This window comes from Pseudomonas sp. N-1-13, assembly GCF_057787095.1.
In genome coordinates this window covers 5,754,282-5,772,678 of sequence record NZ_JBYNRI010000001.1, presented here as the reverse complement: position 1 = coordinate 5,772,678, position 18,397 = coordinate 5,754,282, and the positions used below count along the sequence as shown (strand labels likewise).

At 58.3% G+C, this 18,397-nt stretch carries 17 protein-coding genes; 9 read left to right on the top strand and 8 right to left on the bottom strand.

Annotation, left to right across the window (positions count from 1 at the left end; genetic code table 11):
• Nucleotide 1 precedes the first annotated feature (1 nt).
• From pstA to AC3I65_RS25770, 5 genes are all read left to right on the top strand, one after another.
• Nucleotides 2-1,672, top strand: a complete 1,671-nt coding sequence (gene pstA, locus AC3I65_RS25790) for a phosphate ABC transporter permease PstA (protein ID WP_047226723.1) — start codon at nt 2-4, stop codon at nt 1,670-1,672.
• Between the two features lie 139 nt (nt 1,673-1,811).
• Nucleotides 1,812-2,645 carry a phosphate ABC transporter ATP-binding protein PstB gene (gene pstB / locus AC3I65_RS25785; RefSeq protein WP_047226724.1) on the top strand — a complete coding sequence of 278 codons (834 nt, stop codon included), beginning with the start codon at nt 1,812-1,814 and terminating at the stop codon, nt 2,643-2,645.
• Nucleotides 2,646-2,766: 121 nt separating this feature from the next.
• Nucleotides 2,767-3,528 (top strand): phosphate signaling complex protein PhoU, encoded by a 762-nt coding sequence (gene phoU / locus AC3I65_RS25780; protein WP_047226725.1) that lies wholly within the window; start codon nt 2,767-2,769, stop codon nt 3,526-3,528.
• A gap of 169 nt (nt 3,529-3,697) precedes the next feature.
• Entirely contained in the window at nt 3,698-4,660 is a 963-nt protein-coding gene (locus tag AC3I65_RS25775; RefSeq protein WP_047226726.1) for a response regulator, read from the top strand.
• A 237-nt stretch (nt 4,661-4,897) separates the two neighbouring features.
• Nucleotides 4,898-5,794, top strand: a complete 897-nt coding sequence (locus tag AC3I65_RS25770; protein ID WP_047226727.1) for a peptidoglycan DD-metalloendopeptidase family protein — start codon at nt 4,898-4,900, stop codon at nt 5,792-5,794.
• Between the two features lie 181 nt (nt 5,795-5,975).
• Here the strand turns inward: AC3I65_RS25770 and AC3I65_RS25765 are convergent, their stop codons facing one another.
• The 3 genes from AC3I65_RS25765 to phoB form a co-directional block, all read right to left on the bottom strand.
• Entirely contained in the window at nt 5,976-7,316 is a 1,341-nt protein-coding gene (locus tag AC3I65_RS25765) for a hemolysin family protein (protein WP_047226728.1), read from the bottom strand.
• 123 nt (nt 7,317-7,439) lie between these two features.
• Nucleotides 7,440-8,726: a phosphate regulon sensor histidine kinase PhoR gene (gene phoR, locus AC3I65_RS25760; RefSeq protein ID WP_230682609.1), complete on the bottom strand. Its 1,287-nt coding sequence runs from the start codon at nt 8,724-8,726 to the stop codon at nt 7,440-7,442.
• 81 nt (nt 8,727-8,807) lie between these two features.
• Nucleotides 8,808-9,497 carry a phosphate regulon transcriptional regulator PhoB gene (gene phoB, locus AC3I65_RS25755; RefSeq protein WP_003177195.1) on the bottom strand — a complete coding sequence of 230 codons (690 nt, stop codon included), beginning with the start codon at nt 9,495-9,497 and terminating at the stop codon, nt 8,808-8,810.
• 152 nt (nt 9,498-9,649) lie between these two features.
• On the opposite strand from phoB, the gene AC3I65_RS25750 reads away from it, so the two are divergent.
• Entirely contained in the window at nt 9,650-10,036 is a 387-nt protein-coding gene (locus AC3I65_RS25750; RefSeq protein WP_173406392.1) for a COG4315 family predicted lipoprotein, read from the top strand.
• 92 nt (nt 10,037-10,128) lie between these two features.
• Here AC3I65_RS25750 and ubiA read toward each other — a convergent pair whose 3' ends face one another.
• Together ubiA and AC3I65_RS25740 are read right to left on the bottom strand one after the other, a co-directional pair.
• Nucleotides 10,129-11,019 carry a 4-hydroxybenzoate octaprenyltransferase gene (ubiA, locus tag AC3I65_RS25745; protein ID WP_160891400.1) on the bottom strand — a complete coding sequence of 297 codons (891 nt, stop codon included), beginning with the start codon at nt 11,017-11,019 and terminating at the stop codon, nt 10,129-10,131.
• A complete protein-coding gene (locus AC3I65_RS25740) occupies nt 11,019-11,582 on the bottom strand; it encodes a chorismate--pyruvate lyase family protein (protein WP_047226791.1) in 564 nt (187 codons plus the stop codon). The genes ubiA and AC3I65_RS25740 overlap by 1 nt, the downstream gene beginning before the upstream one ends.
• Before the next feature lie 197 nt (nt 11,583-11,779).
• On the opposite strand from AC3I65_RS25740, the gene AC3I65_RS25735 reads away from it, so the two are divergent.
• The 3 genes from AC3I65_RS25735 (at nt 11,780) to AC3I65_RS25725 (ending at nt 13,596) form a co-directional block, all read left to right on the top strand.
• The gene (locus tag AC3I65_RS25735; RefSeq protein WP_047226732.1) at nt 11,780-11,944 is read left to right on the top strand and encodes a rubredoxin; all 165 of its coding nucleotides are present in this window, start codon (nt 11,780-11,782) and stop codon (nt 11,942-11,944) included.
• Nucleotides 11,945-11,979: 35 nt separating this feature from the next.
• Nucleotides 11,980-13,128: an NAD(P)/FAD-dependent oxidoreductase gene (locus AC3I65_RS25730; RefSeq protein WP_047226792.1), complete on the top strand. Its 1,149-nt coding sequence runs from the start codon at nt 11,980-11,982 to the stop codon at nt 13,126-13,128.
• A 192-nt stretch (nt 13,129-13,320) separates the two neighbouring features.
• On the top strand, nt 13,321-13,596 hold the full coding sequence (locus AC3I65_RS25725) for an HU family DNA-binding protein (RefSeq protein WP_024777879.1): 276 nt from the start codon (nt 13,321-13,323) through the stop codon (nt 13,594-13,596).
• 194 nt (nt 13,597-13,790) lie between these two features.
• Here the strand turns inward: AC3I65_RS25725 and AC3I65_RS25720 are convergent, their stop codons facing one another.
• From AC3I65_RS25720 to AC3I65_RS25710, 3 genes are all read right to left on the bottom strand, one after another.
• Complete coding sequence (locus AC3I65_RS25720) at nt 13,791-14,699, bottom strand: hypothetical protein (RefSeq protein ID WP_488524275.1); 909 nt, start codon at nt 14,697-14,699, stop codon at nt 13,791-13,793.
• Nucleotides 14,696-15,394 carry a hypothetical protein gene (locus tag AC3I65_RS25715; RefSeq protein ID WP_047226735.1) on the bottom strand — a complete coding sequence of 233 codons (699 nt, stop codon included), beginning with the start codon at nt 15,392-15,394 and terminating at the stop codon, nt 14,696-14,698. The genes AC3I65_RS25720 and AC3I65_RS25715 overlap by 4 nt, the downstream gene beginning before the upstream one ends.
• Before the next feature lie 420 nt (nt 15,395-15,814).
• A complete protein-coding gene (locus AC3I65_RS25710; protein WP_488524274.1) occupies nt 15,815-18,289 on the bottom strand; it encodes a hypothetical protein in 2,475 nt (824 codons plus the stop codon).
• Between the last annotated feature and the right edge of the window lie 108 nt (nt 18,290-18,397).

The following is an 18,397-nucleotide window of genomic DNA, read 5'->3' as shown; positions in this document are numbered from 1 at the left end:
TGTGAAACAGAACTCCCTGAAAGGATGGTTCAAGAGCGGCGCCCCCGGCGTCTGGATCAGCGGTGGTGCGGTGTCCATCGCGGTCATCATGACCATTGGCCTGCTGGCAGTGATTGCCGTGCGCGGTCTGGGCCATTTCTGGCCGGCGGACCTGATCCACGCCAGCTACAACGTGCCGGGCATGCCCGCGCATCTGGTTGTAGGCGAAGTGGTGCAGAAGGAATCAGTGCCCCGCGAGCGTCTGAAAAGCGCTGGCCTGCCGGTGCCGGACGAAGGCCCCGAGTTCATGACCCGCGAGTTGATCAAGGTCGGCAACCGGGACCTCAACGGCACGGATTTCACCTGGATCGTCGGTGACTGGCTGACCAACCAGACCACGCCGCCGGAGCTGATGGCCATCGAGCGTCGTGAGTGGGGTAATTTCTACGGCTACCTGGTCAACGTCAAAGAGAACGGCAAGGTCATCGCCGAAGGCGAAGCGGCCTGGCCGGAACTGCAAGCTCGCGTGGCCCGGGTCAACAAACTCGCGGCTGAGCTCAAGACCCTGGAAAAATCCGACATCGGCGCAATCAACGCAGGGCTTGAGCGCATTCGTCTCAAAGGCCGCAAGCTGGAGCTGGAAGGCAAGCTGGACGCTGCTGCACAAGCGGACCTGGACGCTGACCGCGCCGAGCTCGATGCCCGCTACAAAGACATCGAAGCGCGTCTGGGCGACCTGCATTCGCAGTTCAACCGCGACAGCCTGACCGCCCGCGATGCCAATGGCAAAGAACTGGAAATCGAGATCGGCAAAGTGGTGCATGCCTACCAGCCGAACGGCATGGGGACGTTCACCAAGATCGGTTTCTATTTCAGCAAGGTCTGGGAATTCCTCAGCGACGATCCTCGTGAAGCCAACACCGAAGGCGGGATCTTCCCGGCTATTTTCGGCACCGTCATGATGACCCTGATCATGGCGATGGTGGTGACGCCATTCGGTGTGCTGGCAGCGGTGTACCTGCGCGAATACGCTCGCCAGGGACCGATGACCCGCCTGATCCGCATCGCGGTGAACAACCTGGCGGGCGTACCGGCCATCGTCTACGGTGTGTTCGGCCTGGGCTTCTTCGTTTATGTGTTAGGTGGTTCGGTTGACCGGTTGTTCTTCCCCGAAGCCCTGCCGGCACCGACATTCGGTACCCCGGGCCTGCTCTGGGCGTCCCTGACCCTGGCGCTGCTGGCGGTGCCGGTGGTGATCGTCGCCACTGAAGAAGGCCTGGCGCGTATCCCGCGTACCGTGCGCGAAGGCTCCCTGGCCCTGGGCGCGACCAAGGCTGAGACATTGTGGAAAATCGTGCTGCCCATGGCGAGCCCGGCGATGATGACCGGGATGATCCTCGCGGTGGCTCGCGCCGCGGGTGAAGTGGCGCCATTGATGCTGGTAGGTGTGGTGAAACTGGCCCCGTCGCTGCCGCTGGACGGCAACTACCCGTACCTGCACCTGGACCAGAAGATCATGCACTTGGGCTTTCACATCTATGACGTAGGCTTCCAGAGCCCGAACGTCGAAGCGGCGCGACCGCTGGTATACGCCACGGCGCTGTTGCTGGTGCTGGTGATTGCCACGCTCAACCTGTCGGCGGTGTGGATCCGTAACCACCTGCGCGAGAAGTACAAAGCACTCGATAGCTGATTTCACACTGATCTTTTGTGGGAGCGAGCCTGCTCGCGATGGCATCACCTCGGTTTTAAAGCCAAACCGAGTTGCCTGAATCGCGAGCAGGCTCGCTCCCAGACAACCGAACCGAATTTGTTAGCACAGGGAGCCTCCCATGCAACACGAGACACAAGCACGCGGCATCAACATGTCGGCCCTGGGCCGCGACAAGCAGAGCCTGGACCTGGCTCAGGAAACCGTCGCCATCGAAGTGCCCGGCCTGAACCTGTTCTACGGTCAGAAGCAGGCGCTGTACGACGTCAGCCTGAACATCCCGAAGCAGCGCGTCACCGCGTTCATCGGTCCGTCGGGCTGCGGCAAGTCAACCTTGCTGCGCACCTTCAACCGCATGAACGACCTGGTGGACGGCTGCCGCGTCGAGGGCGAAATCAACCTCTACGGCAACGACATCTACCGCAAGGGCGAAGATGTGGCCGAGCTGCGTCGTCGTGTGGGCATGGTGTTCCAGAAGCCTAACCCGTTCCCCAAAACCATCTACGAGAACGTGGTCTACGGCCTGCGCATCCAGGGTATCAACAAAAAGCGCATTCTTGACGAAGCCGTGGAATGGGCGCTCAAGGGCGCGGCGCTGTGGGACGAGGTCAAGGATCGTCTGCACGAATCGGCACTGGGCCTGTCCGGTGGTCAACAGCAACGTCTGGTGATTGCCCGTACCATCGCCGTTGAGCCGGAAGTCTTGTTGCTCGACGAACCTTGCTCGGCCCTGGACCCGATCTCGACCCTGAAAGTCGAAGAGCTGATCTACGAGCTCAAATCCAAATTCACCATCGTCATCGTGACCCACAACATGCAACAGGCGGCGCGGGTTTCCGACTACACCGCCTTCATGTACATGGGCAAACTGGTGGAATTCGGCGACACCGACACCCTGTTTACCAACCCGGCCAAGAAGCAGACCGAAGACTACATCACCGGTCGTTATGGCTAGTCGAGGCCGCTGCAAGCCGCACGTTTGACGCGGCGATACAGAAGCGGTGCGGTATCAGGATCAACATTCAACTGCTTGAAGCTTGCAGCTTGAAGCTTGCAACTTTCGCGGAGCGCACAAGATGATTTCGAAGGAAGGCCTTACTCACCACATTTCCGCACAGTTCAATGCCGAGCTCGAGGAGGTGCGCAGTCACCTGCTGGCCATGGGCGGGCTGGTGGAAAAGCAGGTCAACGACGCGGTGACCGCGCTGATCGAGGCCGACTCCGGCCTGGCCCAGCAAGTGCGCGAGATCGACGACCAGATCAACCAGATGGAGCGCAACATCGACGAAGAGTGCCTGCGCATCCTGGCCCGTCGTCAACCGGCCGCTTCCGACCTTCGCCTGATCATCAGCATCTCCAAGTCGGTGATCGATCTGGAACGAATCGGCGACGAAAGCACCAAGATCGCCCGTCGCGCCATTCAGCTGTGCGAAGAAGGCGAGGCGCCGCGCGGTTACGTCGAAGTTCGTCACATTGGCGACCAGGTGCGCAACATGGTGCGCGACGCACTGGATGCCTTCGCCCGTTTCGACGCCGACCTGGCACTGTCGGTGGCCCAGTACGACAAGATCATCGACCGCGAATACAAGACCGCGCTGCGTGAGCTGGCGACCTACATGATGGAAGACCCGCGCTCCATCTCCCGGGTGCTGAGCATCATCTGGGTGCTGCGTTCTTTGGAGCGTATCGGCGATCATGCGCGCAACATCTCGGAACTTGTGATCTACCTGGTGCGCGGCACCGACGTGCGGCACTTGGGGCTCAAGCGCATGAAGGCCGAAGTGGAGGGCACCTCGTCCGAAACCGCTAATGTTCCGGGCGAAACTGACGATAAGTAAGATTGCCCAAGAAAAGCGCCCGGCCTTCTGGTCGGGCTTTTTTTTGCGGCTTTTTTAATCGAAAGCAGCACCCCGCGAACGAAGAGTCCCGGCGTGACTGAAGGTTTTTTGGCAATATGCCATCAGTAAAAGCGGTATGCTTGCCGGGATTTTTTAGAGGTGTATCTGGATGAGTAAGGTCAGTGTGTTGGTCGTGGACGACGCTTCGTTCATTCGTGACCTGGTGAAGAAGTGCCTGCGCAACTACTTCCCGGGCATCCGCATCGAAGATGCGGTGAACGGTAAGAAAGCCCAATCCCTGCTGGCCCGTGAGGCGTTCGACCTGGTGCTGTGCGATTGGGAAATGCCGGAAATGTCGGGCCTGGAACTGCTGACCTGGTGCCGCCAGCAGGACAATCTCAAGGGCATGCCGTTTGTGATGGTCACCAGCCGCGGCGACAAGGAAAACGTGGTCCAGGCGATCCAGGCCGGCGTTTCCGGCTACGTCAGCAAGCCGTTCACCAACGAGCAACTGCTGACCAAGGTCAAGCAGGCCCTGCACAAGGTTGGCAAGCTCGATACCCTGATGAACAGCGCTCCGACCAAGATGAACTCGGCGTTCGGCAATGATTCGCTCAGCGCGCTTACCGGCGGCAAGGCGGCTCCGGTTGCGGCGGCGGCTCCGGCGGTCAATCCATTTGCCAAGCCTGCTGTCGTTGCAGCTGCCGCGCCCGCCGCTGTTGCTGCTCCAGCCCGCGGCATGCTCAACAGCCCGCCGGTCAAAGCGCCTTCAGCCTCCACCGCCCCGGCTGGCGCCAACCGTGGTCAGGGCCAGTTGCGCCTCTCCAGCGGCACCCAGCAATGCGTGATCAAGGCCCTGAGCCTCAAGGAAGCGCTGCTGCTGGTCAAACGCACCGACACCCTGCCACAGGTGCTGGAAAGCGCCGTGCTGGACATGGAGCAGGGTGACAACGCCGAAACCGCTCGCCTCAACGGTTACTTGCACGCCATCGTTGCTCACGAGCAGACCCCCGACAGCGAATGGCTGCAACTGACCTTCCGTTTTGTCGATAAAGACCCACAGAAGCTCGACTACATCTCCCGCCTGATTGCCCGCGGTACAGCGCAGAAGCATTTCGTACCTGGCGCCTGATTCGGCGGCGTCCTTCAGTCAGTCATCGCGAGCAGGCTCGCTCCCACAGTGATCTCTGTTGTTCACAAAATTTGTGTCCACAGCAGATCCAGTGTGGGAGCGAGCCTGCTCGCGATGGGGTCACCAGCGGCAATAGCGCCCTATAGGCCAACCCATTTTGAAACATCCGTCGACTACGCTGGTCCATCCAGCTGCTAGGCTGCTGTACAGGCCTTCATTTCGACAGAATTTTTGCCCATGTTTTTGCCCCTGCTGTTTGCCTGTGGTCTTGTCCTGGCCTCCACCTCGGCCGTGGCCATGACGATCTACAAATCCACCGATGCCAATGGCGTGGTGTCCTACAGCGATCGCCCCAGCAAGGGCGCGCAGGTGTTCGTGTTCCGTGATCGCATGGTCGAACGTCTCGAGCGCCAGGTGTTTCTCGATATCAAGAAACAGAAGGGCGCGGACGCGGTGTTCGTGCGCAACGACTTGTACGCGCCGGTGGAGATCGAATTGAGTTTTGCCGGGCTACGCAACGTCAGCGGGGCACCGAGCCGGCCGATCCGGCGGGTGCTGCCGGCGCGCAGTAACCTGCGTCTGGCGCTGCTCACGGCCACGCGCCCCGGAAAGCCTTTGGTGTATACCCCGCGGTTCGAATACTCCCTGGGCGACCCTGCAGGCACGGCGCAGGCTTATCGCTACCCGCTGCCGTGGCGTGGTGGTCCGTTTCGGCTGAGCCAGGGGGCCAACGGTCAATACAGCCACTATGGCCCCAAAAACCGTTATGCCATGGACATCGCCATGCCCGAGGGCACGCCGATCATCGCGGCGCGCGGCGGCGTGGTGGTCAAGACGGAAAATCACCAGACCGGCCGTGGCACCGACCCGTCGGGCAACTTCGTGCGGGTGCTGCACGATGACGGGACCATGGGCGTGTACCTGCACCTGCAAAAAGGCTCGGTGAGCGTGCGGGAAGGGCAACGGGTGATGGTGGGAACGCCGCTGGCGCTGTCGGGCAATACCGGCAACAGTTCAGGTCCGCACCTGCATTTCGTGGTGCAGCGCAATACCGGGTTGGGGCTGGTGTCGATTCCCTACCAGTTCAATCAACCGGTGGGCGACTTGCCCAACTTTGCGTTGGGCAAGCAGTAAGTCCTGAATAGGCAGGGGGCTCTTGTGGCGAGGGGATTTATCCCCGCTGGGGCGCGAAGCGAGCCTCAGCACTGCTAACTCAATTGACCCGTCACCCTGGAATGTCAGCTTTTGGGGCTGCTTCGCAGCCCAGCGGGGATAAATCCCCTCGCCACTGGGGTGTTCAATATCAGGTTGACGCTCAACCGAGCATCAACACCTTCGCCAGAATAATCTTCGGTCCTTTCATCTTCTTGATGATGATCCGCAGGCCTTCGACTTCCAGCACTTCTTCCTCTTCCGGCACGCGCTTGAGGGTTTCATAGACCAGCCCGGCGAGGGTCTCGGCCTCGATGTGGTCCAGGTCGATGCCCAGCAGGCGCTCGACCTTGAACAACGGCGTGTCACCGCGCACCAGCAGCTTGCCCGGCTGATAGGCCAGGATGCCGCGCTCGGCCTTGCGGTGTTCGTCCTGGATGTCGCCCACCAGCACTTCGAGCACGTCTTCCATGGTCAGGTAACCGATGATGTTGCCGTCGGCTTCTTCAACCAGGGCGAAGTGCGAGCCGCCCTTGCGGAACTGCTCCAGCAGCTGCGAGAGCGGCATGTGTCGCGACACGCGCTCCAGTGGGCGGGTGAGTTCGGCCAGGTTGAACGACTCGGGAATGTGATCCAGGGCCGCCAGTTCCAGCAGCAGGTCCTTGATGTGCAGCAGGCCGACGAACTCCTGGCGATCGCTGTCGTACACCGGATAGCGGCTGAACTTGTGGCGACGGAACATCGCCAGGATCTCCTTGAGCGGCGCATTGAACTCCAGCGTCACCAGGTCTTCCCGGGAGTTGGCCCAGTCCACCACTTCCAGCTCGCCCATTTCCACAGCCGAGGCCAGCACACGCATGCCCTGGTCGCTTGGGTCCTGGCCACGGCTGGAGTGCAGGATCAGTTTCAGTTCTTCACGGCTGTAATGGTGCTCGTGATGCGGGCCGGGTTCGCCTTGGCCGGCGATACGCAGGATGGCGTTGGCGCTGGCATTGAGCAGGTAGATCGCCGGGTACATGGCCCAGTAGAACAGGTACAGCGGCACGGCGGTCCACAGAGACAGCAGCTCGGGCTTGCGGATCGCCCAGGATTTGGGTGCCAGCTCACCGACCACGATGTGCAGGTACGAAATGATGAAGAACGCGGTGAAGAACGACACGCCCTTGATCACTTCCGGCGACTCAACGCCGACCGCGCCCAGCAGCGGCTCCAGAACGTGGGCGAACGCCGGCTCACCGACCCAGCCCAGGCCCAGGGAGGCCAGGGTGATACCCAGTTGACAGGCCGACAGGTAAGCATCGAGCTGGCTGTGAACGGTACGCAGGATATGCCCGCGCCAGCCGTTTTTCTCAGCGATGGCCTCGACCCGGGTCGAGCGCAGTTTGACCATGGCAAATTCGGCCGCAACGAAAAAGCCGTTGAGCAGAACCAGGATCAGAGCAAAAAGAATCATGCCGAATTCGGCGAAGAGTGTTGCCAGGGACAAGCCAGGGGAAGGGTCCATGATGGAGTTTTGCGGGTTCCGTATATTCGAAAGGATTGGAAATGAGTGCCTGAAAAGGCAGGCACAAGTCAGCCAATGTAGCGGCTGACTGGGCCGTTGCCTAGTGGCGAGTGCTGGCCGGTCTCAATCGGCGGCGCGGGTGAGGCGCGCGCGAACCGTCTGTGCCGGGGCAAAATGGCAGGTAAACGTACTGCCGTGGCCGGGCACGCTGCTGATTTCCATGCGCCCGCGATGCCGCAGTAACACGTGCTTGACGATCGCCAGGCCCAGCCCGGTGCCGCCGGTATTGGAGTTGCGGCTGGAATCGACGCGGTAGAAGCGTTCGGTCAGGCGCGGCAGGTGTTTGCTGTCGATGCCGATGCCCGAATCCTGCACGCTCAGGTGTGCGCCTTGGCCGTCGCCCCACCAGCGAACGTGAATCCGGCCTTGTTCCGGCGTGTACTTGACGGCATTGAACACCAGATTGGAGAAGGCACTGCGCAATTCGGCCTCGCTGCCCTTGAGCTGCACGTTCGGGTCGGCTTCAAGGGTGATGGTCTGCTGCTTGGGCCCGGAGAGTTCCTGGGCATCCTCAACAATGATTTGCAGCAGGTCGTCGACAGGCACCGGCTGGTTGTCCGAGGGGTAATCGGTGGCTTCAAGTTTGGCCAGCAGCAGCAGGTCATTGAGCAGGGTCTGCATACGCCCGCTTTGCTGGTGCATCTGCTGCAAGGCCCGGCTCCAGCGTGGGTTCACTTCCTCGACATTGTCCAGCAGGGTTTCCAGATACCCGCAGATCACGGTCAACGGCGTGCGCAACTCATGGGAGACATTGGCGACGAAGTCTTTGCGCATCTGTTCCAACTGATGGATGCGCGTCACGTCACGCACCAGCATCAAGTGCTCGTTGTTGCCGTAGCGCGTGAGGTACAGCTGAATGCGCACCCGGTCATTGGTGGGTGAAGGAATCTCCAGCGGCTCGGCGTAGTTTTCCTGTTCGAAGTATTCCTTGAAGCGAGGGTGGCGCACCAGGTTGGTCACCGGCTGGCCGCTGTCCTGGGGGGTCTTGAGGCCCAGCAGGGTTTCGGCGGCGCGGTTCCACCATTCCAGGTTGCCATCGCTGTCGAGCATGATCACCGCGTCCTTGAGCGCCGCAGTGGACTCCTGGACCCGGTCGATCACCGCTTGCAGGCGGCCACGCACGCGCTGGTCGCGCCGTTGCAGGTGATAGATGCTGTCGAATACCTCACCCCACAGGCCATAGCCGTCAGGCGGGGCCTCGTCGGGTTTATGCAGGCGCAACCACTCATGCATGCGCAGCAATTGCTTGAGCGTCCAGGCCAGGTACAGCGCCAGGCCCGCCGCCAGACTCCAGCCGTAGAAGCCGGTGATCAGGCCCACGACCAGACAGCCGGTCACTAGCAACAACATGTGGCGAATCAGGGTGCCATGCCAGTTTTGATTCAATTGAACGCGCGTCCTTGTCAGCTTGTCGGGCGGTAAGGGCTCGGGTCAGGCCTTGGTCGAAAAACGGTAACCGGTGCCGCGCACAGTTTGTACCAGATTCTCATAGGCATCGCCGAGGGCTTTGCGCAGGCGACGAATGTGCACGTCCACGGTGCGCTCCTCGACATAAACATTACCGCCCCAGACCTGGTCCAGCAGTTGCCCACGGGTATAGGCGCGCTCCTGGTGAGTCATGAAAAATTGCAGCAGACGGTATTCGGTCGGGCCCATCTCGGCGGGTTTGCCGTCGATGGTCACGCGGTGGCTGATGGGGTCCAGCAGCAGGCCGCCGACTTCAATCGGTGCCTCGCCGTCGGTCGGGCCGGCGCGCCGCAACACGGCCTTCAGGCGTGCCACCAGCTCCCGAGGGGAAAACGGCTTGGTGATGTAGTCGTCGGCGCCGACTTCCAGGCCCTGGATCTTGTTGTCTTCTTCGCCCTTGGCGGTGAGCATGATGATCGGGATATCACCGGTCAGCTCATCGCGCTTGAGGCGTCGCGCCAGTTCAATGCCAGACGTACCGGGAAGCATCCAGTCCAGCAGAATCAAGTCGGGCTTGCGGTCGACGATGATGGCGTGGGCCTGTTGGGAGTTTTCTGCTTCCATGCAGTCATAGCCGGCCATCTCCAACGCAACGGCGATCATCTCGCGGATGGGCGCTTCGTCGTCGACGATCAGAATGCTCCTGCCAACCATGGGGTAATCCTCTTGTCATTTAACTGTCTTGCGCCGCATTAGATAACGGAATTATTGCAGTCGTGTGACACTTGTTTCGGCACCCGGCAGTGTAGAGGATCCTGGACTAAGCTTTTGAGTCCGATTCCTGACAACTGCAAAAGAAGGTTTCCATGACTTACCTTACCCAATCCATCAAGGCTCTGGGCCTGGCGGTTGCCTTGGTGCTGCCGGCGCTGGCGTACGCGGCTGACGAACCGGCGATGATCAAAGATGGCATGCTGACCGACCACAAGGGCATGACGTTGTATACCTTTGAAAAAGACCAAGGCGGCAAGTCAGCGTGCGTTGCCAAATGTGCCGAGAACTGGCCACCGCTCAAGGCTGAAAGCGCTGCCATGCCCATGGGTAAATGGACCGTGATTACGCGCGACGACGGGTCGTCGCAGTGGGCCTACGACGGCAAGCCGCTGTACACCTTCGTGAAGGACAAGAAAGCCGGAGACAAGACCGGTGACGGCGTGATGGGCGGTGCCTGGAAGGTTGCCAAGCCCAAATAGCTGATCGGTGCTAAAACGCTTTTGTGGCCGGGGAGCAAGCTCCCCCGCCACAAAGATTTCATGACCGTGGGTTCAGCGTTGGGTCAGCGGTCTCACCGCAACGCGTAATCCAGCACAATCCCCACGAAAATCGCCAACCCGGCCCAGTGGTTGTGCAAAAACGCCTTGAAGCAGCGCATCCGGTCCCTGCTGCGGGTGTACCAGAATTCCCAGGCAAAACACCCGGCAGCGGCCACAAGCCCCAAGTGGAACCAGCCGCCCAACTGGAATTTCGACCCGGCCAGCAGCAGGCAACCCAAGGCCAGGCCCTGCAGCGTCAGGATGATCACCCGGTCGGCATCGCCAAACAGAATGGCCGTGGACTTGACGCCGATCCGCAAGTCATCGTCCCGGTCAGTCATCGCGTAATAGGTGTCGTAACCCACCGTCCACAGCAGGTTGGCGATGTACAGCAGCCAGGCCGCCGCCGGCAAATTCCCGGTTTCGGCAGTGAACGCCATCGGCATGCCCCAGGAGAACGCCGCCCCCAGCACTACTTGCGGATAGTAGGTGTAGCGCTTCATGAACGGGTAACTGAACGCCAGCGCCAGCCCGCCGAGGGACAGCAAGATGGTCGGTGCATTGGTACACAGCACCAGCAGGAAGCTCACGCCCATCAGCACCGCGAAGAACACCAGCGCCTCTTTCGAACTGATCTTGCCGCTTACCAGCGGGCGCTGTTCGGTGCGTTTGACGTGGCCGTCCACCTTGCGGTCGGCCCAGTCGTTGATCACACAACCACCGGCGCGAGTCAGGACCACGCCAAGCACGAAAATCACGATGTTGGCCAGGGACGGCGAACCTTCCCCGGCAATCCACAAGGCCCACAACGTCGGCCATAACAGCAGATAGATGCCGATGGGCTTGTCCAGGCGCGTCAGTTGCACGAAGTCCCACGCCCGCGGGTTCAGGCGGTTCAAGGATTTGAGCAGTTGCACGTACATCAGCAGTTCTCCGAATAGGCGCGGGCGACGGTCCACAGGCGCGGCAGGAAAATTTCCGCCACCAGCACACTCAACGTTCCGCGATCAAAACGCGAACGGCGGCCCCACAGTTCACGGGCGCGCACCTCAGCCGGCAACCATTGTTCGGGGTAATGGCAAACCTCGATGGCCCGACGCTGGAACGCCTGGTCGCAAAACAGCAACTCGCCCAGAGAACGACTGCCCAGCTCGTCCATCTGCAAACCGTCGCCCTGCAACGCGCTACGCGCCGCCACACTGCGGGCAAACACCCAGGCCTCGCCATGGCCGCGCAGATACACCTCGCGTACCCAGCCTTCGCTGCCCTCGGCCAGATCCAGCGCGGCACATTCATCGGCACGCAAGGGTTGCCAACCTTCGAACAGCGGCGTCACGCTGAAACGCTCATCCGACAGCCGCGTCAGGCGCCGGGTCAGGGACCCTTCGTCGAATAGCCAGTCGAGCACACAGGCGTCAGGGCGAGGCGACAGCAGGGGCTGGGGCAACCATTGGAGTGTAGGAAATATCGAATTTGTATGCGGCACAGAGGTCTTGAATGGCAGCAAATGAGGCCGCGAGCTTACCATGTCGGTTGGCGAATTTGATTCAGCGGGGCGGTCTTAGCGTCGATCATGCTTGCATCTCTCGCGACCGATCAGTACAAAACGCCCTGAGCCGGAAGGGGCAGCTTTACATCGACCCAACCATACCGGCAAATGCCGACACCTGAGGAAGTACCTGAATGAAAAAGTGGCAATGTATTGTCTGCGGCCTGATCTACGATGAAGCCCTTGGCTGGCCGGATGACGGCATCGCGCCCGGCACTGCCTGGCAAGACGTACCCGAAGACTGGCTCTGCCCGGACTGCGGCGTGGGTAAATCGGATTTCGAAATGATCGCTATCTGATCGTTTCCTGCATGGAGAGCTACATGGAGAGCAACATGAGTGCACCTGTCGTCATCGTCGGTACGGGCCTTGCCGGTTACAACCTGGCCCGGGAGTTTCGCAAACTCGACAGCGAAACTCCGCTGCTGCTGATCAGCGCCGATGACGGTCGCTCCTACTCCAAGCCCATGCTCTCCACAGGCTTTGGCAAAAACAAAGACGCCGACGGCCTGAGCATGGCCGAGCCGGGCGCCATGGCCGAGCAACTGAACGCCGAAGTGCGCACCCACACCCGCATCAGCGGCATCGATCCGGGCCACAAACGCTTGTGGATCGGCGAAGAAACGGTGAACTACCGCGACCTGATCCTGGCCTGGGGCGCAGAAACCGTGCGCGTGCCGGTACAGGGTGATGCCTCGGACCTGATCTTCCCCATCAACGATCTGGAAGATTACGCACGCTTTCGCGCAGCGGCCGCCGGCAAGCGCCGGGTGCTCTTGCTCGGTGCCGGGCTGATTGGCTGCGAATTCGCCAACGACCTGATCCTGGGCGGTTACGAAGTGCAACTGGTCGCGCCGTGCGAGCAAGTCATGCCGACCCTGCTGCACCCTGCGGCCGCCGCTGCGGTACAGGCCGGGCTGGAAAGCCTCGGTGCGCGTTTCCACCTGGGGCCGGTGCTCAATCGCCTGCAACGAGTGGCCGACGGGCTGGAGGCGCACCTGTCCGACGGCCAGGTGATCGCCTGCGACCTGGTGGTCTCGGCCATCGGCCTGCGCCCCCGCATCGACCTGGCCGCCGCTGCCGGCCTGGTGGTCAATCGCGGCGTGGTGGTCGACCGCCACCTGAAAACCTCCCACGCCAACATCTACGCCCTGGGCGACTGCGCCGAGGTCGACGGCCTGAACCTGCTGTACGTCATGCCGCTGATGAGCTGCGCCCGCGCCCTGGCCCAAACCCTGGCCGGCAACCCGACCGCCGTGCGCTACGGTGCCATGCCAATTACCGTGAAAACCCCGGTGTGCCCACTCGTGGTTTCGCCACCACCACGGGGCAGCGAAGGCGTGTGGAGCGTTGAAGGGCAGGGCAGCGACATCAAGGCCCTGTGCCGCGACGCCAACGGCAACCTGCTGGGCTACGCCCTGACCGGCGCGGCGGTGATGGAAAAACTGGCACTGAACAAAGAGCTTCCAGCGCTGCTGGCGTAAATGCCAGTCCTTCTGTCGTAAATACCCTGCTTTCGGCGCGACAAAGGCCACCCTGACACTGGCGCCGCCTGCGGCCCCGTGCCATCCTCACTCCCGTCTGCCGCAGAGTAGAGCCTGCGGCGCCTTAGGGGCTGTTTCCATGAGTACAGCCCAGACATAACAACAAAAAAACCGTCAAAAGGGGCTTCATTCATGCGTAAACCAGAACTCGCCGCCGCCATCGCGGAAAAGGCTGACCTCACTAAAGAGCAAGCCAACCGCGTCCTCAACGCCGTTCTCGAAGAAATCACCGGCGCCCTGCACCGCAAGGACAGCGTCACCCTGGTAGGCTTCGGCACCTTCCTGCAGCGCCACCGCGGCGCGCGTACCGGCAAAAACCCACAGACCGGTGAGCCGGTGAAGATCAAGGCCAGCAACACCGTCGCCTTCAAGCCGGGCAAAATGTTGAAGGACAGCGTCAATCCATAATCGCCGCGGGTTCCCCGGTTAGGGGGCAAACGGTAGAAAAAAAGGGCATGCCGATTGAGTCGGATGCCCTTTTTTTATGGCTTTGTCCCGAACGTCGAAGGCCCCAAACCGCCAATGTGGGAGCGAGCCTGCTCGCGATGGCCGCCTGTTGGTTGGGCGAGGGGATTTATCCCCGCTCGACGGCGCAGCCCAGATTAACGCCCGTACACCTTCTGCAACTGCGCCTCTGTCAGCGCATCCTCGAACGGCACCGGCACTGATTTCACCGCGCCATAGAGGTTGCGATACCGCCAGTAACTGCCGTTGTGGGCCAATTGATAACCGCGTTCGACCACGCGCTGACCATCGAGCACATAACGCAAGGTTTCCTGGGCGGCTGGCGGTGGGGTCGGCAGCATCAGGTCGGTGGTCAGCACGCGCATCGATTCGTCGATGCACTCGTCCAGCACCGCCGTGACTTGCGTCAGATCCAGGCTGCCATCATCAATGCAGCGGCTGCCGCAACGCCGAATCGGCTGGCTGGTGACTTCGATGCGCATGCGGTACAGCGCCGAACCGGCAATATCCTGGACCTGCACCTGATTGATCAGCACGAAACTGCCGCGATCGGGGGTGAGCATCAGTTTAGGTTCTACCAGTAGGCGCGCGGTCACGGGCCCTGCTCCCTGCTTGAGGCCGGCTGCCAGCGAAGCCTGCTGGAAACGCTGTTGCAGACGTTCCTGCAACGGCACGCCCGCCAACAGGTCGGCCAGCGGGCGCGACTCCTTGGCGGCAGCGTTTTCCGCATCCCGCTGCAAGCTGCCGCTGCCCATCTGGGTATTGATCAGGCTGGCGACCAGCAAACCGGCAAGACCGGCGGTGTTGCCGGAACTGGCGATCAGATTATGGCTCGACGACGCGGCCTGCTGCGCGGCCTTGGCGTCGACCACAGTGCTGGCCCCCACGAACGCCGGCGGCAGTTGTACATCCACCTTGACCCCATGGGCCTGGACGTAAGTCACCGCCTCTTGCGACTTGAAACCGGCCGGCGGCGCAGGCTTCTGCGCGCAACCGGCCAGCACCAGCAGGGCCAGCGTGCCGGCCGCGAACAGCGCCCGTTTCATTGTTGCTCGAACGGGGTGATCATTTGCTGGCGACTGGTATCCATCGCCTGGTAGAAGGCGTTGGTCAGATTGGCGTAGTTGGGCTCGTCCCACTCACCCTGAGCGGCCTGCACGACGGCAAAAGGTTTGAACCAGAGCAGCTTGTTGTCGGCCAGATCAACCACCATGCCTTGCCCGCCCACCTGCGCCATCGGCACGCTGGTCGGCACGACGCTGTAATAGCTGCGAGTGGCGCCGGTAGCCAGAATGTTGACCAACAACAGGCGATCCACCCCGTAAGTCGCCTTGAGCGGCGTCAGGTCGCGGACCGTGTAGCCTTCGCGGAAACTGACTTCCTTATAGACCTTCAGATCCACCGGCTCGTCGATTCGTTTGGCCTTGTAACCCTTGGCCTGCAACTTGGCGACAATGGCGTCCGGCAGCGTGTTGAGGTCCTTGACTTGCCATTTCTCGACATTGTCGCTGAGCGTGCTGTTAACGCCCTTGTTGATAGCTAAATCCAGAAGGCCCTGGTTACCGGTCAGCGCGAGCACAGGCTCCGGCACCACAGTAATCGCCACGCCGATAGTCGGCTCCTTGGCGTCCCAGAATTGATGATCCAGCGGTACTGGTGGTTGAACGTGGGCGCAGCCGGTGAGCGTGAGGCAGGCGAGTAACGTCAGTGCAGCGAGGGTGCGGAAGGTGTGAAAAGACATGCATCAAGTCCTTATGATTTAAAAACGATGCTGCCTGTGTCGGCAGCATCGGGGAAAACAATAGTGGCAGATTGATATTTTTCTGCGGAGGTACAGAACGCTCGGGAGGGTACTGGAAAATTTTGAAGCCGCGTGGAGGTTATCCGCGAGGATCTATGGGGCACATACGGGCTTGTGCGGTTCATTCCGACGGGCAGCTACCAGCCCAGGCTGTGTAAACGCAGGCGCCGTTTTGAAGTCTGCGTTGCTACGTAAAACTTGCCTGCACTTGGTTAGTCAGCTGACCTAAAATTTGCATAGGATCGCAATTTTCGTTCTGGTTTTGACCGTTGAATCTGCCATAAAACATTTTCACACAGCCTCGGCCGAAAGCGGCCATACATAGACTGCTCGTAAAGGAAATAAACCATTAATTGAGGCTCATCTTTGGTGAGTAGGTCGGTTTCCAATGTGATTAGAGACTGTAAGAAAAGAGTTTTCCTCCCCATTGAGTAAGTTTATAAAATCAAAATAATTGACATTTATACTTGAAAGCAGCCATTGCGCCTTTAGGTAGTCTCTAAAGGCAACAGTTTTCGTATATCTATCATTTATGGCAAAGGAAGAAGCAAGGCTACAAACTATTTCTCTTGCGGCCTCATCGAAAATTGGTGTGTCAGTTGACATTGCATCTAAAAATGCAAATGAGCCTGCCCAATGACGGACATGATAAATTCCAACTGATGTCGCTCGATAATGCAGCTGATCACTGCGTTCATGCTCTGCAACCTGTATTTCGCGATAATGGGCGTATGGCGTTTCAATCAGCCGTTTCATAGCCAAAAATTTTAACGACCTATTAATTTGATCATCTACGTAACCATGACCAGTGAGTTCTGCAATTATGTTTCTACCAGCTAAAAAGCCATCATTGTCGACCACCCCTGTATTGGAACTGAGATAGGCAACAATTAGAGAAGACAGGAAATGCTCTCGCGGATCGGCCGCGCCAACAACATCAAATATATTGCACGCGACTAAGGATGATTGAGAGTTAAAGTAGGCATATTCGCCTAGCAAGCTATGCTTCGTAAATTCGTGCAATGGTATTCTGTATCCACCCCTTTCCTCTTCAATTTTAACTATCTTCTTAGAGTCAACATTAGGGCTTCCAAAAAAACCAGTGATCAACTCGATGACCGAGCGGGTATTACCTCCAGTCACATTGCTCAGAAACTGCTTAATAGCGTCGCTTGTTCTTATCGAGCGCAAAGTCGCGTTCAAGAAAAGCACTACATTTTTCAAGTTTAGTCTAATGTCTTGCAATGCGGCAGGAGCCACCTTGCCTTCTGCCACTCTGACAGCAAAAACTAGCCGTTTCTGGATAACCTCATCCGCGGGCGGAGGAGATATAGTAAGAACTTTGTTTTGGTATGCAGAAAGTGCGCCAGTAGTTTTTGAGAGGTAGAAAGTACTTGGTCTCAATGCTACGAAAACTGATAAGTTTCGAGATGCTGCAAACTCTTGCGCAATAAGAAATGTTTCTTGCTGCACTTCAAATGAACGCTGATCTGCATTATCCAGCACCATGATGATTTGTTTGTTTCGGCCGCGACTAAGGTGACCCAGTGCTGCCTGTAAATGCATATCCTTTTGATCAATTTTAGTTGTTAGAAATCTCGCTCGTTCCAGACTGTACTGCTCGGGATTTGAATTTTTTAGATTTCCATTGACCGTTGTGTCGAAATCCACTAGATCCTTGTGATAGATCGCGTTAGCAAAAACAGCGGTGTTTATATCAATGCTATATTTGCTTTTTAGTATTCTTGGAATCTCTTCCAATATATAGGTTTTGATATCACGACTTAAAGTTGCTTTTATGCCGAGATTAATATTTAAAAAATAAGTGTTGGCCTGGTCTGTGCTAGTGAGGCTTTCAAATAAGTTCTCAAAAAAAGACGTCTTCCCAACACCCACGTCTCCAATTACCACTATGGGGCGAGAGCCCATTTTTCCAAGCAGAGAGGGGTCGCTAATTTGTAAGTTTCCATTATGATCTACCCCCGTGATTTCATCTAAAGCCGAGGGCGCAACACCGAGTTCTCCTGCTCGCCGGTAGCGAGCTGTAATTATACTTTTGCTTAAAAGAAGATGCCTATTATTAGCTTCGATCCCAATGTAGCATTCTTTGTAGAAGTCCGATTTTAGTTCGGGGTTGTCTTCGATTTCCTCAAGAAGCAGGGATGATAGTGACCTTAGATTTTCTTGGAACTCATTCCTGTACCGATATTTGAAAGGTTCAGCGATAACGGTAGAACCTTTGGGGGGAATTCTGGGGTTACGATGAAGAGCCAAGTCTCGGTTCGCATGGTTTTCCTCTATCCCCTCTGGCGACAACAATTTCCATAGGAGCGGAAAGTGGTCAATATACGATTGAAACCCATTAAAAAAATAACACTCGCCCTCTAGCGGAGGAAATCCCGGTGTGATTGCTTGAAAAATTGCAATCTGTGGGCCATTACAGATAATCGCGATTTGTGCACCTTTTATTGCGCAATAAGGAATAACTTGAACGATGGCCTCTTTGAAGTTTTTAGATGCGACAATTAAAGGTTGAAGCTTACGAAGCACAATAGTTGAATTAGAAGGAGGTATATCAAAAAGAATTGCCTCTTTTTTTGCTTCTAGAATCGCCTTAACTGGCAGGCCTAATGCGTAGTCCGCCCTCCCATTCATTTCATCTGTTAGTTCAACAGTGATATTTGGCTTTTCCCATCCCAAACACTCAATCAGCAACCTGTCAACAAACTGGAATCGGTTTTGTGCCTCGTTCCAATGTTCACTCCCAACGGGGTGGCTTTCTAATATTTTGCGCAGGCGCACCATCCCCTCAGTCATCTCAAATGGTGCTTGCATACCGTTCTCCCCAATGAGCTGATAATCCTAATCACCATAGATCAAGGTACGTAAAAGAAAAGCCTGTACCTATCAGGTTTATGACGGTGGTGCTTGAAAATCACTACC

Coding starts and splice junctions, on each gene's coding strand:
- pstB (WP_047226724.1), top strand. CDS start 1,812: ATGCAACACGAGACACAAGCACGCGGCATCAACATGTCGGCCCTGGGC.
- phoU (WP_047226725.1), top strand. CDS start 2,767: ATGATTTCGAAGGAAGGCCTTACTCACCACATTTCCGCACAGTTCAAT.
- AC3I65_RS25775 (WP_047226726.1), top strand. CDS start 3,698: ATGAGTAAGGTCAGTGTGTTGGTCGTGGACGACGCTTCGTTCATTCGT.
- AC3I65_RS25770 (WP_047226727.1), top strand. CDS start 4,898: ATGTTTTTGCCCCTGCTGTTTGCCTGTGGTCTTGTCCTGGCCTCCACC.
- AC3I65_RS25765 (WP_047226728.1), bottom strand. CDS start 7,316: ATGGACCCTTCCCCTGGCTTGTCCCTGGCAACACTCTTCGCCGAATTC.
- phoR (WP_230682609.1), bottom strand. CDS start 8,726: ATGTTGTTGCTAGTGACCGGCTGTCTGGTCGTGGGCCTGATCACCGGC.
- phoB (WP_003177195.1), bottom strand. CDS start 9,497: ATGGTTGGCAGGAGCATTCTGATCGTCGACGACGAAGCGCCCATCCGC.
- AC3I65_RS25750 (WP_173406392.1), top strand. CDS start 9,650: ATGACTTACCTTACCCAATCCATCAAGGCTCTGGGCCTGGCGGTTGCC.
- ubiA (WP_160891400.1), bottom strand. CDS start 11,019: ATGTACGTGCAACTGCTCAAATCCTTGAACCGCCTGAACCCGCGGGCG.
- AC3I65_RS25735 (WP_047226732.1), top strand. CDS start 11,780: ATGAAAAAGTGGCAATGTATTGTCTGCGGCCTGATCTACGATGAAGCC.
- AC3I65_RS25730 (WP_047226792.1), top strand. CDS start 11,980: ATGAGTGCACCTGTCGTCATCGTCGGTACGGGCCTTGCCGGTTACAAC.
- AC3I65_RS25725 (WP_024777879.1), top strand. CDS start 13,321: ATGCGTAAACCAGAACTCGCCGCCGCCATCGCGGAAAAGGCTGACCTC.
- AC3I65_RS25720 (WP_488524275.1), bottom strand. CDS start 14,699: ATGAAACGGGCGCTGTTCGCGGCCGGCACGCTGGCCCTGCTGGTGCTG.
- AC3I65_RS25715 (WP_047226735.1), bottom strand. CDS start 15,394: ATGTCTTTTCACACCTTCCGCACCCTCGCTGCACTGACGTTACTCGCC.
- AC3I65_RS25710 (WP_488524274.1), bottom strand. CDS start 18,289: ATGCAAGCACCATTTGAGATGACTGAGGGGATGGTGCGCCTGCGCAAA.